Below are 14,387 nucleotides of genomic sequence, written 5' to 3' on the forward strand. Positions count from 1 at the left end.
AGGAGACGTTATTGAGTCAGGCGGAATTTAAAGAACTCACTGGTGCCATCGTCATTATCACTGGCTAATACACCTTTAACAGCAAGCTGGTCGCTGGTTGTAAGAGAAACCGACTCAACTTTAGTAATCACCTGCTTACCTCTGATGGATACCGGTTTTGCCACTTTGGTTAGGTCGAGTGTGGTTCCTGACTCCAGTTGATTGATCGGAAATGATCCGACAAAGCTGCCAAGAATTTCACCATCGCTGTAAGCATCACCAGTTGCTTCTACCGAAGCAGTAAAGACCAGTCTGTCGGTCTGTTCCCAATAGGTTGCACCAGACAAGCCCGCTTCAAATCCACCCACTTCCGGTAACTGAATCTTGTTAACTCCGAGGTTAGCGATCTCGTCTGTTTTGCCTGTCAGGTAATCTTCAAACTGCTGTGTGGGGACGGTAAAAATAACGTTGGAACCCCCGTTACCGCGGTTGAGAATAAAAATCGTCCCATTTGAAGCGGCAAGCCCTTCAATATTAAGTTCCTCGACACCAAAATCGCGGCTTGCTCGGTAAAGCTGGGCGTATAGAGGCTCTAATGATCTTTCGATTCTCAACGCTTTATCCTGGCTGACGACAAATGCCCACTCGCGAACGCCAGCTTTGCTACCAGAACCCAACATGACAAAAGAAGGCTTGCCGTTGATGTCGAGCAATTCCATCGCCTCAAAATCGGGCTTCACCTTCTTCACGATTCGACCATTGTCTTGAACGGGGTAGTGCTTGATCAGATCCTTGTCGGCAATTCGGAAATTGAGTCCAATCTTGTAAAGCCAAGGGGAGTCATCGCCAACGGCATAAACCATATCTTCGGTATAAACGATGCCAGATGCGGAAGGAAACTCTGTATTTTTTTTTGGGACTGTGACGGTAAGTTCGGCGGAAGAAGCCGTGAAAGGAATAGCCAGACTGAGAGCTGTGAGTAGAAGTCCTTTTTTCACATTAAATCCTTGATGTGTTTGAATGCATATCACTGAAATTTAGCACTGCGTTCCAAAACTCACCAGTCGATGAAGCAAAAGGTATTGTTAAATAAATAAAAATATGAATTTAATCACAATCGGCAATGAGAGATTTCGAATTGATACATTCGGCATGAAGGTCAATTCGCCTTGCGGTTGAAAGAAAAATGTTGAGCTGTAAGTGAAATAATTTGAGCTGATTGAATTTCTGGATTGTCAATAAAACCGTTGACGAAATAAAACGTCAACGGCTTTAATCAAAGAGGGCTATTTGGTCAGTGAGAAGGAGAAGAATTCACTGGTGCCATCGTCATTGTCGCTTGCCAATACACCACGAATAGATTCTGGTGTGCTTACGGTGATGGAAACAGATTCAACCTTTGTTATGACAGGCTTGCCATTTTTGTCGATGGATTTTGCGTCGTTGCTTAAGTCTGTAGATTTACTTTCGCTAAGTTTACCTACAGGTACGTAACCAACGAAGCTACCAAGAATTTCGCCATCGTTGTAAGCGTCACCCGTTGCCTCGACCGATGCGGTAAACACAAGGCTATCGGTTTCATTCCAATAAGTAGCGCCAGACAGACCCGCTTCAAAGCCTTGAACATTAGGCAGGGTAACGTGGTAAGTACTCAACTCTTCGATCGCGTCTTGCTTACCCAGTAGGTACTCTTCAAACTCAACTAACGGCATACCGAAGATAATGTTGGAACCACCGTTTCCACGGTTGAAGATGTATGCCGTATCTTCAGATACCGCCAAGCCTTCAATGTTAAGCTCCTGGTTACCACTAAAGCCGCTCGCGCGGTAAAGCTGCTTGTAAAGCGGCGCCAGATAACGCTCAATTTTCACGCCTTTATCCTGGCTGATAATGTAAGCCCACTCACGTACGTCGGCTTTGCTACCAGAGCCAAGTACAACTAGGGAAGGGCGCTCGTTAATGTCCATTGCCTCCATCGCTTCGTAGTCTGGTTTCACTTTTTTCAGGATTCGCCCGTTATCACCAATCGGGTAATGCTTGATCAAATCCTGACTCAGAATATTGAAATCCAAATCCATGTTGTAAAGCCAAGGCGAGTCGTCTCCTACGGCAAAGAGTTTGTCGCCTTCTACAACCACACCTGAAGCGGATGGGAAAGAGGTATTCAGAAGTGGGTCAGAAACCTCGATAGTGGAAGCGAAAGCAGGTGCAGCAACTGTTGCACTGATCATCATGGCGAGGAGGTTGTTTTTGATTTTCATAAAAAAATACTCGTTTCTTATATAGTTATGGTGGTCAGAATGTATCACTGAGTATTCATATCAACTAGTTGAACATTAAGGTTAGCGAATGCAATTTCGTAATTTAGGATTCACTTCACGGGAAATAAGCAATCTGTGTATGGAGTGTAAAATTCTCGTATCCATTTGGTTCCGAAAATGGCTAGTTTAAGTTGATAAATGGCGTACACTGGCTTCACGCAGTTAAAGGAAATCAGGTAAATGGACATTCAGCCCTTAACCATCGAAGAGTGTAAGAAAGCCAGAATGGCACGGGATCATCGATTTGACGGTCGATTTTTTGTGGCCGTGAAAACCACTGGCATATTCTGCCGCCCAATTTGTCCTGCGAATCTGCCACAGGAAAAAAATGTGACTTATTACTTCGATCAAGCACAGGCGCTACAGGCAGGCTACCGACCTTGCTTGCGTTGCCGACCGGATAGCGCACCCAGTTCATGGGCATGGAAAGGCGCAGAAACGTCGTTCCAGAGAGCAATCAAACTGATCGAGCAAGGCGCGTTGCAAACTCATGGGATAACGGGGCTTTCAGATCGGTTAGGTATATCAGACCGGTATCTGCGGAAGCTTTTTGATAAGTATCTGGGCATGTCACCAAAACAATATGCCCAGTATCATCAGTTGATGTTCGCTAAGCAATTACTGCACGAAAGCTCTGTGAGTGTCAGTGACATCGCTTTTGCTAGTGGCTTTAACAGTGTTCGACGTTTTAACGATGCATTTAAAACGCTGCTAAAACTTACTCCGTCCCAAGTGAGAAAATCAGAAGACATGGAAGCACAAACCAATCAGGTTCGGCTGGGCTTTAAAGTCCCGCTGCATTGGGAGCATATGCTCAATTTCTACCGCATGAGGGCAATACACGGAGTTGAAGACGTCGGTGATAATTTTTATGCTCGTCATTTTAAACTCAATGGTCACAAGGGCTGGTTTAAGGCGACGGTAGAATCAAAACAGCTCATGCAGGTTGAGTTTGAATTGGAAGAGATTACAGACTTAAAACCGCTGGTGCTTAAGTTGAGAAGAATGTTCGATCTGGATGTCAACATATCGGAAGTTGAGCAACACCTTAGCAAAGCAGCCCCAACCTTGGTGCAGGAATCGGGTATTCGAATTCCTGGAGTCTGGAGCCCTTGGGAAGCGGGTGTTCGCGCCATTTTAGGACAACAGGTTTCTGTGAAAGCGGCTATTGGTCAGCTAAACCTTCTGGTTTCAACGTTGAATGGCAGTTCTGACAAGTTGTATTTTCCGACGCCAGAACAAGTTGCAAGGGCGGATCTTAGTTTTCTGAAAATGCCGAATAGCCGAAAAGAAACTCTACACCGATTTGCCCACTACGTTGTTGCACACCCCGATGCCGACCCTAAAGAGTGGATCGAGATAAAAGGGGTAGGACCTTGGACAATTAACTATGCCCAGTTAAGAGGGCAATCACTAACCGACTGTTTTTTATCCGGAGATCTGGTGGTTAAAAAAGCGATGGAACACCATCCGGATATGACGCAAGAAAACGTTGCCCCTTGGGGAAGTTACGCTACCTTACATTGCTGGAATACACCATTATGAAAAACGCTAACGTATACACCATTATGCCAAGCAAACTTGGCGACGTGACCCTACAAGCCAATGAAGAAGGATTATTAGGCATTTGGTTTGAAACCTGCACCACCAAACCGGATGAACTCGGAACCGAGCAGGCTAATCATCCCGTCTTGAAACAAGCCAGCGTCGAGCTTAGTGAATATTTCGACGGCAACAGGCAGTCTTTCGACGTGCCATTGGCTGCGAAGGGTACAGACTTTCAGAAACAAGTCTGGAAAGCTCTGACCACCATTCCTTTTGGTGAAACCTGGAGTTACCAAGAGCTTGCCAATGCCATAGGCAACCCCAAAGCCGTAAGGGCTGTAGGGCTGGCGAATGGCAAAAACCCGATATCAGTGATCGTGCCTTGCCATCGGGTGATTGGAAAAAGCGGTAAGCTAACGGGCTACGCGGGTGGTTTGGAGCGCAAGCAAGCTCTGCTTAAATTAGAGGGAATCGATGTGTAATTTAAGTCGGTTAATTTCACCGTCGATAGCTGATACCCACTCGACATAAGTGGGTTCGACTAAGCCTATTTTTCCTATAAATCCGCTGCTCATTACCACATTGGGTTTTACGGAGCGAAGTTTCTTTAAGCTTTGAATTGTTGAATCTTCGCTTCCGCCAAAGCTGTGGATAATGAATGTCGTCCAACGACCATCCCATTGGAAAAACGTATCACCTGTAAACAAATAGGTAAGTCCATGTGGAGAGTGATAGATATAACATACGCTGCCATCGGTATGACCCGGAGTGAACAGCACTTCAATGTCTTCAAACCTTGTGTCTTTTAATTCTAAAAGCTGGTCTGCCTTTGCATACTGGCTAATAGCATCGGATTCAGCTTCAGAATAGAGGAGTTGAGAGTTAAATCGTTTTCGAATTCTCTCTAGAGAAGGTCCTGCTTCATCTCGGTGAGTAAGCAGTTGATAGCGGATACCGCCAAGTTCTTCAATATGCTGTAGCTCGTCGTTATCGCCAGTATTGTAAAAAAGAATATTGCCGTTCGGGCGTGTCAAAAGATAAGCGTAGCTGTTAACCATTCCACCGTCATAAAGGGCGGTTTGCCATAAATCGGGATATAACTTTTTCATCGTCTCAGTCCTTGAGTTGTATACAGCAAGTCTTCATAGTTGGAAGGCTTGCTGTACATAATATACTCCTGTGGAACGATGAAGTTTGAGGCAATGCCTCACATTTCCGTTTTTAATATGGCGTAAAAATACTCGTCCCACCATTCTCCGTTCGAGCGCTGAATACACTGTTTAAAGTGTCCTTCACGGCGCATTCCAAGCTTTTCCATTAGCTGATAAGAGGCAGTATTTTCTGGCTGGCACGTCGCGACGATACGTTGAATATTCATTTTGGCAAAGCCATGTTCCATCAGCGCTTTCGCCGCTTCGAACGCATATCCTTTCTTTTGCGAGTCTGGGTGAATCACCCAGCCGATTTCATAGGTATAGTCGTTAAAAGTGGGGTGGAAATGAATATGCCCGATTGCGGTGTTGCTCTTGTTTTCAATTAAAGAGTAGGCAACAGGAGACGTTTCCAGTTGCTCCTCCAGCCAGGCGTCAACTTTGGCTTCGTCATAAATGCCATCTGGTAGATATTGAGCAACATTCGGGTTGGAAAGGTAACTGAGTAAGTCTTCTTTATCTTCGGGTACGACAGGGCGGATCGTAAGTCTGTCTGTTTTAATCACCAAATCCGGCTGGTTGAATTCCAATGCCTTATTTTTGTCTCGAGTCAGGCAGTGCTCTGCAAGCTCCGTAAAGGACTCGATAATGGTATCCAGAAACGTATCCGCACTGTCAGATCTAGGAAGAGGCTCTCCGATGATGCAGTCACAGTTAAAGGGTACGGGAATCTTGCTGCCTTTTGGCATCGCTTTACCCAAACCGTGCATCATTACAGGGATGATAGACGTCTCGGGATGCTGATCCACCAGATAGAATATCCCTTTTTTCAACTCGCTGAATTCTTCTGGGTTGCCTCTGCTTCCCTCAGGAAAAAGAATGAGAATGTCGCCGTTATGAATGGCTTTGTGGCACTCGTCGAACAGAGCATTTCTGTCGGATTTTCCTTGCCTGTCCAGAGCCAGAATGCCAATACAAACGTTAGCAAACCAAGCTTTGAATCCACCTTGTTCGAGAAAATAATCGGCAGCAGCAACAGGTCGGATTTTGTGAATTTGTGAAAGAGGGAACAGGCTCATGAGCACTAAGGTATCTAAGTGACTATTGTGATTCGCAATCACCACATATCCTCCCTGACCCGGCAGGTTTTCCCTTCCTCTGGTGTTCAAGCCAATCACCACCAGCACAAACGGCTTCACTACCAGAGCAAAGAACAATACTTTTATTAGTCGGTTCATCTTCTTTGATCCTTGTTAGTAATGAAGGTAGTAGAGCAGATGGAAAAACAGCGGAGACGTGAAGGTAAGGCTATCAAGCCGATCAAGAACACCGCCATGACCCGGAATCAGAGTACCGCTGTCTTTGATTTGCAAATCACGCTTCACTGAAGAAATCACCAGATCCCCAACAAAGCCTGAAAAGGCAATCAAGGCGCCTGCCAGCAATCCCTGAGCATGAGAAAACGGCGTCAAAAACGGTGCGATTAATGCGCTCATCAACGAGATGGTGACCACGCCTCCAATAAATCCTTCCCATGTTTTGTTGGGGCTGACTTTGGGAACAATTTTGTGCTTACCCAGAGATTTCCCCCAGACATACTGCGAGACGTCATTCAATTGAGTCATAAACAGCAGAAACAGGATAGGACCAATATGACCCGCTTCTGGGTTCTTAACTGGCAGAACCAACAGGTAGGCAATGTGACTGATACACAGAACCGTAAGCATCATTGCCCAGTGGATGACACCAGCAGAGTGGATAAACCCTTTAGTGTCGCCCAGCAAAACCATTCGCATAGGCAGAAACAGGAAGACATACACCGGAATGAAGATCAGGAACATTCCGTACCATTCATAACCCACCCAGAGATACTGAAGTGGGATGGCAATGTAAGCCCATAAAATCACTCGGCGGTCAGCCAATCGAGTGGGAATGATCGACAGGAATTCTTTTAGTGCCAGAAAACTTACAAAACCAAAAAAGGCGATGGCAGCATTTTTACTTAGGATAAGAACAAAGAACACCAATCCAATTATCCACCACCAAGAGGTGATGCGTTGGCTCAGCTCCGTATAGTCTTTGTCGGGGTGTTTAACCTGTTTAAACCAGCAAACCAAGGTGCCTATGCAGAGTAGCGCCAGCACCAACGCCATGACGTAGAAGGAGTATTGAGGAATTCCAAACATTATTGTTCCTCTGCGCTATTTTCTTTTGATGGCGTACTTTGTGGCTGATTCTCCAGATACAAATAGGCGGCGCGCGCTCTTCTTACTAAGGTGATCACACAACCCAAATTGACCACCACCAAAACGGTGAGGAAAACAGCCCCTTGTGGCAGCCAGATTTGCTCCCAAATGGTGGCAATTGACCCAAATGTAACCAGCGCCATTCTGTGCTGTTTTGCCATTGGTCCACGAAAATCGGTTTTGCTGCCGATTGCGGTGGCTAGGGTGCGAACATAAGCCGTTCCAACTGCCAGTAATGCCGCGAGCCAACCCAAGTGAATCGCGTATGGGTAAAGCTGGATAAGGGAATACCCCAGAGCAATGAAAATAAGGGAATCAGCGATGCGATCGGGAATGTCGTTAAACAGTTCTCCAGAAGGTGTACTTTTACCGCCTTCTACTGCCACCATGCCGTCAAAAAGGTTGCAAAGCAGGCGACACTGAATAAACAGAGCAACACAAACTAATAACGTATTAACCAGCCATGCTTGAGGCGCAAAAGATTGAGCAATTAAAGCGGCTGAAGCCAATGCTGAAAACACAACACTGGCGATGGATATTTGATTAGGAGTGACGGAACGGCGGGCAAGCCAAGCAGCGATTTTCCTGCTGATCCCAACCTGGCGAACTTTTAACGGGCGACGCCCTTCGATTTCTTCTGATGACACAGTATCTTCCATGCAACTTGTTTGGTTGGATTATAAACATTGAACATACTGTATAGACTTTAAATCCCTAATAATCAGAGGTTTTTCACAAACTTAAGAAGCCTGTTCCGAAAGAAAGGAATAGGTAAGGGTTTAAAAGTCAGCATCAACCTGAAACTCCATGGGTTCTTTGGAGTAGGGGTGATCAAAAGCAAGCCATTCGGCGTGCAAGTGAAGGCGGTTCTCTTTTATGCCATAGAGATCGTCACCGACGATTGGCATGTGCAGCCCTTGTTGGTGAGCACAATGAACTCTGAGCTGGTGGGTTCGTCCGGTTTTAGGATATAAGCGGACTTTGGTACGCGATCCGATTCGCTCCAGTACTTCCCATTTAGTTTCGGCGGGTTTTCCGTGTTCATAGCAGACGAGCTGGCGAGGGCGATCGTCAGGATCACCACGCATCGGCAGATGAATTTCTCCATTGTCGCTTTCGGGTGAGCCTTCTATTAGTGCCACATATCGCTTTTGAACGTGTCGGGTAATGAACTGTTTTTGAAGGCTTTTGTTTGCTCGCCGTGTCAAAGCAAAAACCAGAATACCAGAGGTAGACATGTCGAGCCGATGAATCACAAATGGTCCTTCCACATCAGGGAAACGTTCTTGCAAGCGGTGGAAAACCGAGTCCTGAATAAAACGACCGGGTACAGAGAGAAACTCCGAAGGCTTGTTGACGACAACGATGGCTTCGTCCTGATAGAGGATGTCGATTTCTTTCCCTTCTGCCGGGTTTTTTAGCAGTGGGTTTTCGTCCATCTCCATGCCTTCCAGCATGTGACCTAAAATCGGGTGGCACTTGCTTTGGCAGGCTGGGTAGTATTTTTTATGCTGTCGAACTTCTGATTTTGGCGAAACGCCCCACCAAAATTCCGCAATAGCCACAGGCTTTAACTGGTTAGCAAACGCGTAGTGCAAAAGTTTAGGTGCAGCGCATTCGCCAGAACCAGCGGGTGGAATTGGGTTGGTCGTCTGAGAGAATATATCGAGCAGTGACTTTTCGTCACCCGCCTGATTTAAGAAGCGGTACTGATCAAACAGCTTGTTTTGCAGTGCGGCAGACAGCGCTTTGCGTTTTTCTTTCAATGCTTCCAGTTCGGCAGTTAGGGCGTCTAAATTCTGCTGCACTTCATCAATTCGTTGTTGCCACTTGAGTTTCAAGTGCTTCTGTTGGTTCTTTTCCGCAACACTCTGTTTGCCAAGTTCTTCCTTAAGCGCATCCAGTTCATCACCTTTCAGAGTGTTTTCTGCTTCGGCTCTCAGTGCTTTTCTGTTGGCTCGTCCGGCAATCATTTTCTGGCGCTGTTCTTCAAGCTCGATTTCTGATTGTTTTTTAAGTTCTGACAGGCTTTCGGCAAGCACGTCAAAATCGGGATTCACCTTAAGTGCATCCACTTGGGTGTTTACCTTGGTCACTTCATCCATTTCAGCCTGAACGAAACTGTCGTCTGCCAGCCAGTCGTACACCGGTGGAACAAAACCCGGAAGATGGTTGCTATCCGCTACTTTGCCTGAAAATGCCGACAAATAACCCAGTTCGCCAAGTTCATTCTGAACCAGCAGAATACCGAACATTTTGCCTTTGCCAGTAGATGGATCGTCGCCCAACCCAAAGTCGTGTACCCAGTCGGTCTGAGTTTGAATATGTGCCTGAAGCTCTTGCGAAGCCAGTTCACAAAGCGGATGAGGTTGGTAATAAAACGGAAACGTAAACCGTTCGGGTAGGGAATAGCCTTCAATGGATGACTGGAATCGGGTGAAGTAAGAAACAGCAGAAGACATATTCGCTTATATACTCATAGTAACAATGAGCGGTGGATTTTACGGAATTGCAGGTAAAAGTACAGATGAGCGCAATAGCCTATTTATTCAAGAAGCTGAAAATTAAGAAAAAATAAAAAAATCGAAATTTTTTTAGAAAAAGTGTCCTCGAGCGGAAGTGTGGTTCGTCTAGTGTAGCTAACTGATTCAGGTTAGTTCTAACAATAAAAGTGTATTTAACAAGGAGAAAACAATGAGTAATTACATGTTGATTTATGTTGGTGGCGATCCAGAATGGGCAACAAACACTACACCCGCGGATATGGAAGCCGCGATGCAAGCCTGGACTGACTGGATGGAAAAACTAAGAGCGAAAGATCAACTGGTCGATGGTGGAGATCCGCTAAATTACGGTGGCAAACGTGTAAATGCTGATGGTGTAGTAACGGATATTGCAGCGATTGAGTTTAAAGAGCTGGTGTCTGGCTATTCGATTGTGAAAGCAGAAAGCTATGATGAAGCGGTGGAAATCACTAAGACTTGCCCGATCTTTAATCACCCGGGCTGCTCTGTGGAAGTCCGTGAAATTATGCAAATGGGCTAACCTGTCATTCCTGCCTTATTTAATGCCCAGACACGCAGAGTGTCTGGGCTTTTTTGTCGTTTTAGATAGTGACTTGCCTCTAATCCTTACTCATTATGCGTGCCCAATTGTTGTTTCTTACGCAAACATAAGTGGCGATCGAGTACTCGATTTGGACAATGCCTAAATGAGCAGCGTTGCCATTTATTTTGTCACTGCCTTTTCCGTAAACTTTAATGGGTTTATCACTCTCATTAGCTATGGTCTGTTGTCTGCCCGTAACACATTTGGTGAGTTTGACCGAAGCATTATTTGCGCCCGCAGTACTTACTGTATTGACCGTAGAGGTTAAAAGTGTGGCGTTTGATCGACCGCCACCCGAATATGCCGTTATGCCAGTTACTGTCGGTTGGGTATCGGGAATGTCGTTCACGCCGACCACACTGTATCCTTCGGTAGGCTCCTGTCCTTTTGTTGGTGCTACCGTATAAGATCCATCAGGGTTTGAGCTGCTGAACTTTCCAGATGTTGCCATTCCGGCTATCGAAATGTTTTTGTTCGTGCCTCCATAAGCAATGATGTATTTAGGTGTAAACACACCGATGCCTCCATCATCTTGTCCAACTGTGCTGGTACTGCCCGTGATGCTAATATTGCTGGAATTGTACATATCAATCTGAGCATCATTACCTGCATTGTTTATCGAACCATTCCGGTTGAACGAACTGTTTGATATTGTCATGCTTTCCACGCCTATCAGTACAATTCCCGGACCGTGGTTGCGATCGAAAAAGCTGTTTGAAATTGAATTTTGCGCTGTTCCACCGTAGCTGGATATCCCAGGTCCTTCATTCCATTCAAAGCGCGTGTTAACTATGGTGTTGGCGTTGGCTCCAGCCCCTAAGTACAGCCCAATATTACTGTTATTGGCAAAATCGCCGTTTACCACAAACGAGTCAACAAGGTTTGCGACGCCAATTTCATTGCCGCCAAAAGTACTGTTGGTGATGTGTGCACTGCTGGTGTATGAATCGATGCTCTGGTTTTGACCTGAGCCGCCAATTCCGTTTTTGCATCCCACGATGGTCACACCCTGGACGGTTAACTGATTACTTCCTCCGGATATACCATTCATGGTTTGTCCACCACAATCAATGGTAATACCCTCAATGCCTGCACCAACACTGACGTAGCTGGCATCAATTATTGAAGGTTCCGTTCTGTTTCCACTTCCCCCGATCAAAACAGGTTTTAACGCTTCGTCATAGGGGGAGCTACCCTGGTACTTCACCATGCCGTACTGAACGCTTCCAAAGCCGATAAGTCGGTTCCCTTCGTTCATTTTTACATCGGCAACTTTAAAAGCTTTTCCCGGCTCGACCCAGCATACCTGGTTATTACTGAGGCAATCGTTAAATGCGCTAGTGTCATCAGTAATACCATTTCCTACTGCACCGTAATCCATAACATTGGCGCTAGCCGGACCAGAGGCGTGTGTGGGAGTGGTTAATAAAAGTGAAACTAACGCAATTGGGATAAATTTATTATTCATGCGTGGCTCCTAAATAAAAGTATCAGCCGTTTAAATTAAATAATCGGCGACTTTAATGAGATAAATTTGAGCTCAAGAAAAAGCTATTTTTCAGGTAAGGTTTGTCTAATAAAGGTGACGACCTGATATATATAGCTACCCTAACTTCTGACAACAGTTGGGGAACGTATGTAACTAGCCAAATTGAGCTTAGTATATGAACCGCATATGAAATTTATTTGAATTCTTTAATGGGAATTAAATAAATCCACGATTTGATAATATCAACGCCAAGGTCGTTTATCTGTTTTAAAAATGAAAATAGATGGGCTTTTATTGAATTTTTACCGAGGATTTATTTCTTTTAAGTATCTTATTTAAGAAAGGAGGAAGACGTTTATTTCTGCGACGTGTTTTTAGGTTCCACTTTTAATAAATGGTCCAGCTGTTGCCTCATCAATTGTTGTTCATGTGGTGTGCCGCCTTTTTCTCCAGATGACTTAGCATAAGCCAGTGCCTTGTCTTTATCGCCTGCCATGGCGTACAAATGAGCAAGTGTCGCATCCAGCATATGCGTTTTGGACAGAACAGGCGATTTCCCCAAATTGCCTACAACGCCGATAGCTTGTTCGGAGAACCCCGCATAGCCCAGCGCAACCGCAAGGTTAAGGCGCGCAACATCGGAATCTGTTTGCTCCACCAATTCTTTGTACAGTTCGACAATGTCAGACCAACAGGTATCTTCAAAATGCGCACTAACGCAGTGTTTCTCGGCAATACTGGCTTCGAGAAAAAATCGACCTTTTCGTGGGTCGCGGTAAGCTTTGGCAACAGCCAGCATCTGGCAACCTGCGGCGATGTAATGTTGATTCCACAACCTGCGATTCTGCAGATTGAGCGGGATAAGAGAATCTTGCTCATCCAAACGAGTGTCAATGCGCGCAAGGTGAAAATGCATCAGTGCAAAGAGAGATAAGGTTTCTTTATTCGGCAGAGTAGGGTGCTCAATGACCAGCTTTAGCAAAGCAATGGCATCGATACAGAGCTCTTTTCGAATGGCGGATTTGTGGTCGGTAGAGTGAAATCCTTCATTGAAAAGTAAATAAACCACCGTATGTACGCGCTCGATCACCTGTTGGTAATCCGCTTCGTCAGGCAGCTGATCAGGCAGTTCTTTTAATTGCTGTTTAGTGCGAAGCAGACGTTTCTTTACCGTTTCCTCAGGCAACAACAAAGCGCTGGCAACAGCCCTGTTATTAAAACCACACAACGCTTTGAGAATAAAAGGAATCTGATTCTGTGGCTTAATGTCTGTCGTGCAGCTGAGAAAAATTAACCGGAGTTGTTCATCCCGAATAAAGGGTTCGTGGAAGGATTCTTCTACCGAATGGCTCATAGTCCATTCACTTTCCAGAAAATCGGAAAGCTGTTCAGAAAGCTTAATTTTATTCTTTTGAGAACGGATAAGGTCGATGGCGCGGTTTTTAGCCGTCTGTATCAACCACGCTTTCGGGTTATCTGGTAAGCCATCATTTTGCCAGCGAAGCAGCGCCGTGTTAAACGCTTCATGCATCATATCTTCGGCAAGATCGATATTATGATTACCGAAAATCCGAATCAGAGAAGCCAGTATTTTTGGTGACTCAGCTCGGTAAAGTGAAGATAGGGTGCTTTCAACATTCATTTATTCAGACTCTCGGCGACTAACCACTAAATGATAGTTTATCAGAGCCTTAGTGACATAGATGAGAATGGCACTTATGCGGCTGCGGCAATTTTAGACACAGATGCCACATGCTTAGGCCAATAGATCAGTTCCATACTGGCGTCATGGTGTTCGACAAAAACAGTGCAGTTTTCTATCCAGTCGCCGTCGTTAACATAAACCATCTCACCTCTGTGTACCACTTCCGGGTAATGAATATGCCCACAAATGATGCCGTCGTAACCGTTTTTCTCGGCATAGTTCAGTCCCGCTTCCTGATAGCGAGTGATTGCCTGACTGGCTTTGGGAATGCGTTCTTTGATGTAGTTGGACAGAGAAAAGTACTCCATGCCCAATATGGTTCGAAACTTATTTGACCAACGGTTGATAAACAGCAGAAGGTCGTAAAGAACATCTCCTAGTGTTGCCTGCCATTTTCCCAGACACACTTCAGAATCGAACTGATCGCCATGACACACCAGAAAGCGTTTTCCTGAGAGGGATGTAAAATCGGCGAAAGGCAGAATTTCTACTCCGGCAAAGAACTGCTTAATGTAACGCCGCATGGCAGCGTCGTGGTTGCCCGGAATATAGATAACCCGCGTTCCGCTTTGCTGTAACTTAATAATCCGGTGGACAACTTTGTGGTGGCTGGATGGCCAGAACATGCGTTTTCGAAGGGACTGGAGGTCGATGATGTCACCGACCAGATAGAGAGTATCGGCTTGGCAATTTTTCAGAAGGTCGAGGAGGTAATCCGCTCTGCAATCTTTAAACCCTAAGTGAAGGTCTGAGATAAACATACTTCTGACATCAAGTTTGTGCTTCATATTAACCTGCTTGAAGTCGTAACACTGAGTAATAACTTAAGAAGCTCAAATGACA

At 45.4% G+C, this 14,387-nt stretch carries 13 protein-coding genes and 1 pseudogene; 3 read left to right on the forward strand and 11 right to left on the reverse strand.

Translation table 11 applies throughout. The annotated features are described in order from the left end of the window. Positions 1 to 8: 8 nt before the first annotated feature. Both QMG91_RS22740 and QMG91_RS22745 read right to left on the reverse strand, forming a co-directional pair. Entirely contained in the window at positions 9 to 977 is a 969-nt protein-coding gene (locus tag QMG91_RS22740) for a DUF6929 family protein (protein ID WP_281832466.1), read from the reverse strand. A 288-nt stretch (positions 978 to 1,265) separates the two neighbouring features. Continuing rightward, on the reverse strand, positions 1,266 to 2,240 hold the full coding sequence (locus QMG91_RS22745; protein ID WP_281832467.1) for a DUF6929 family protein: 975 nt from the start codon (positions 2,238 to 2,240) through the stop codon (positions 1,266 to 1,268). Between the two features lie 240 nt (positions 2,241 to 2,480). On the opposite strand from QMG91_RS22745, the gene QMG91_RS22750 reads away from it, so the two are divergent. Both QMG91_RS22750 and QMG91_RS22755 read left to right on the forward strand, forming a co-directional pair. Next, positions 2,481 to 3,845 carry a DNA-3-methyladenine glycosylase 2 family protein gene (locus QMG91_RS22750; RefSeq protein WP_281832468.1) on the forward strand — a complete coding sequence of 455 codons (1,365 nt, stop codon included), beginning with the start codon at positions 2,481 to 2,483 and terminating at the stop codon, positions 3,843 to 3,845. Continuing rightward, positions 3,842 to 4,327 carry a methylated-DNA--[protein]-cysteine S-methyltransferase gene (locus QMG91_RS22755; protein ID WP_281832469.1) on the forward strand — a complete coding sequence of 162 codons (486 nt, stop codon included), beginning with the start codon at positions 3,842 to 3,844 and terminating at the stop codon, positions 4,325 to 4,327. The genes QMG91_RS22750 and QMG91_RS22755 overlap by 4 nt, the downstream gene beginning before the upstream one ends. Here the strand turns inward: QMG91_RS22755 and QMG91_RS22760 are convergent. From QMG91_RS22760 to QMG91_RS22785, 6 genes and pseudogenes are all read right to left on the reverse strand, one after another. Beyond that, positions 4,307 to 4,954 (reverse strand): MBL fold metallo-hydrolase, encoded by a 648-nt coding sequence (locus QMG91_RS22760; protein ID WP_281832470.1) that lies wholly within the window; start codon positions 4,952 to 4,954, stop codon positions 4,307 to 4,309. The genes QMG91_RS22755 and QMG91_RS22760 overlap by 21 nt on opposite strands. Before the next feature lie 98 nt (positions 4,955 to 5,052). Beyond that, a complete protein-coding gene (locus QMG91_RS22765; RefSeq protein ID WP_281832713.1) occupies positions 5,053 to 5,562 on the reverse strand; it encodes a GNAT family N-acetyltransferase in 510 nt (169 codons plus the stop codon). Positions 5,563 to 5,601: 39 nt separating this feature from the next. Then, positions 5,602 to 6,234: pseudogene (locus QMG91_RS22770) on the reverse strand (lysophospholipid acyltransferase family protein); the annotation flags it as partial. Between the two features lie 15 nt (positions 6,235 to 6,249). After that, on the reverse strand, positions 6,250 to 7,182 hold the full coding sequence (locus QMG91_RS22775) for a phosphatidate cytidylyltransferase (RefSeq protein WP_022561294.1): 933 nt from the start codon (positions 7,180 to 7,182) through the stop codon (positions 6,250 to 6,252). Continuing rightward, on the reverse strand, positions 7,182 to 7,889 hold the full coding sequence (locus QMG91_RS22780; protein ID WP_281832471.1) for a CDP-alcohol phosphatidyltransferase family protein: 708 nt from the start codon (positions 7,887 to 7,889) through the stop codon (positions 7,182 to 7,184). The genes QMG91_RS22775 and QMG91_RS22780 overlap by 1 nt, the downstream gene beginning before the upstream one ends. A gap of 132 nt (positions 7,890 to 8,021) precedes the next feature. After that, positions 8,022 to 9,704 (reverse strand): RluA family pseudouridine synthase, encoded by a 1,683-nt coding sequence (locus QMG91_RS22785; protein WP_281832472.1) that lies wholly within the window; start codon positions 9,702 to 9,704, stop codon positions 8,022 to 8,024. A gap of 232 nt (positions 9,705 to 9,936) precedes the next feature. Between QMG91_RS22785 and QMG91_RS22790 the strand changes: the two genes are divergently transcribed. Further along, the gene (locus QMG91_RS22790; RefSeq protein ID WP_022561297.1) at positions 9,937 to 10,287 is read left to right on the forward strand and encodes a YciI family protein; all 351 of its coding nucleotides are present in this window, start codon (positions 9,937 to 9,939) and stop codon (positions 10,285 to 10,287) included. 79 nt (positions 10,288 to 10,366) lie between these two features. On the opposite strand, the gene QMG91_RS22795 is transcribed toward QMG91_RS22790, so the two are convergent. The 3 genes from QMG91_RS22795 to QMG91_RS22805 all read right to left on the reverse strand — a co-directional run bounded on the left by QMG91_RS22795 (position 10,367) and on the right by QMG91_RS22805 (position 14,332). Continuing rightward, positions 10,367 to 11,818 (reverse strand): right-handed parallel beta-helix repeat-containing protein, encoded by a 1,452-nt coding sequence (locus tag QMG91_RS22795; protein ID WP_281832473.1) that lies wholly within the window; start codon positions 11,816 to 11,818, stop codon positions 10,367 to 10,369. 376 nt (positions 11,819 to 12,194) lie between these two features. Beyond that, positions 12,195 to 13,481: an RNA polymerase sigma factor gene (locus tag QMG91_RS22800; RefSeq protein ID WP_281832474.1), complete on the reverse strand. Its 1,287-nt coding sequence runs from the start codon at positions 13,479 to 13,481 to the stop codon at positions 12,195 to 12,197. 74 nt (positions 13,482 to 13,555) lie between these two features. Beyond that, positions 13,556 to 14,332 carry a UDP-2,3-diacylglucosamine diphosphatase gene (locus QMG91_RS22805; protein ID WP_281832475.1) on the reverse strand — a complete coding sequence of 259 codons (777 nt, stop codon included), beginning with the start codon at positions 14,330 to 14,332 and terminating at the stop codon, positions 13,556 to 13,558. Positions 14,333 to 14,387: the final 55 nt, after the last annotated feature.

It is taken from the genome of Vibrio nigripulchritudo (assembly GCF_027924785.1).
In the GTDB taxonomy this organism is placed as follows: Bacteria; Pseudomonadota; Gammaproteobacteria; order Enterobacterales; family Vibrionaceae; genus Vibrio; species Vibrio nigripulchritudo.

Coding starts and splice junctions, on each gene's coding strand:
- QMG91_RS22745 (WP_281832467.1), bottom strand. CDS start 2,240: ATGAAAATCAAAAACAACCTCCTCGCCATGATGATCAGTGCAACAGTT.
- QMG91_RS22750 (WP_281832468.1), top strand. CDS start 2,481: ATGGACATTCAGCCCTTAACCATCGAAGAGTGTAAGAAAGCCAGAATG.
- QMG91_RS22755 (WP_281832469.1), top strand. CDS start 3,842: ATGAAAAACGCTAACGTATACACCATTATGCCAAGCAAACTTGGCGAC.
- QMG91_RS22760 (WP_281832470.1), bottom strand. CDS start 4,954: ATGAAAAAGTTATATCCCGATTTATGGCAAACCGCCCTTTATGACGGT.
- QMG91_RS22775 (WP_022561294.1), bottom strand. CDS start 7,182: ATGTTTGGAATTCCTCAATACTCCTTCTACGTCATGGCGTTGGTGCTG.
- QMG91_RS22785 (WP_281832472.1), bottom strand. CDS start 9,704: ATGTCTTCTGCTGTTTCTTACTTCACCCGATTCCAGTCATCCATTGAA.
- QMG91_RS22790 (WP_022561297.1), top strand. CDS start 9,937: ATGAGTAATTACATGTTGATTTATGTTGGTGGCGATCCAGAATGGGCA.
- QMG91_RS22795 (WP_281832473.1), bottom strand. CDS start 11,818: ATGAATAATAAATTTATCCCAATTGCGTTAGTTTCACTTTTATTAACC.
- QMG91_RS22800 (WP_281832474.1), bottom strand. CDS start 13,481: ATGAATGTTGAAAGCACCCTATCTTCACTTTACCGAGCTGAGTCACCA.
- QMG91_RS22805 (WP_281832475.1), bottom strand. CDS start 14,332: ATGAAGCACAAACTTGATGTCAGAAGTATGTTTATCTCAGACCTTCAC.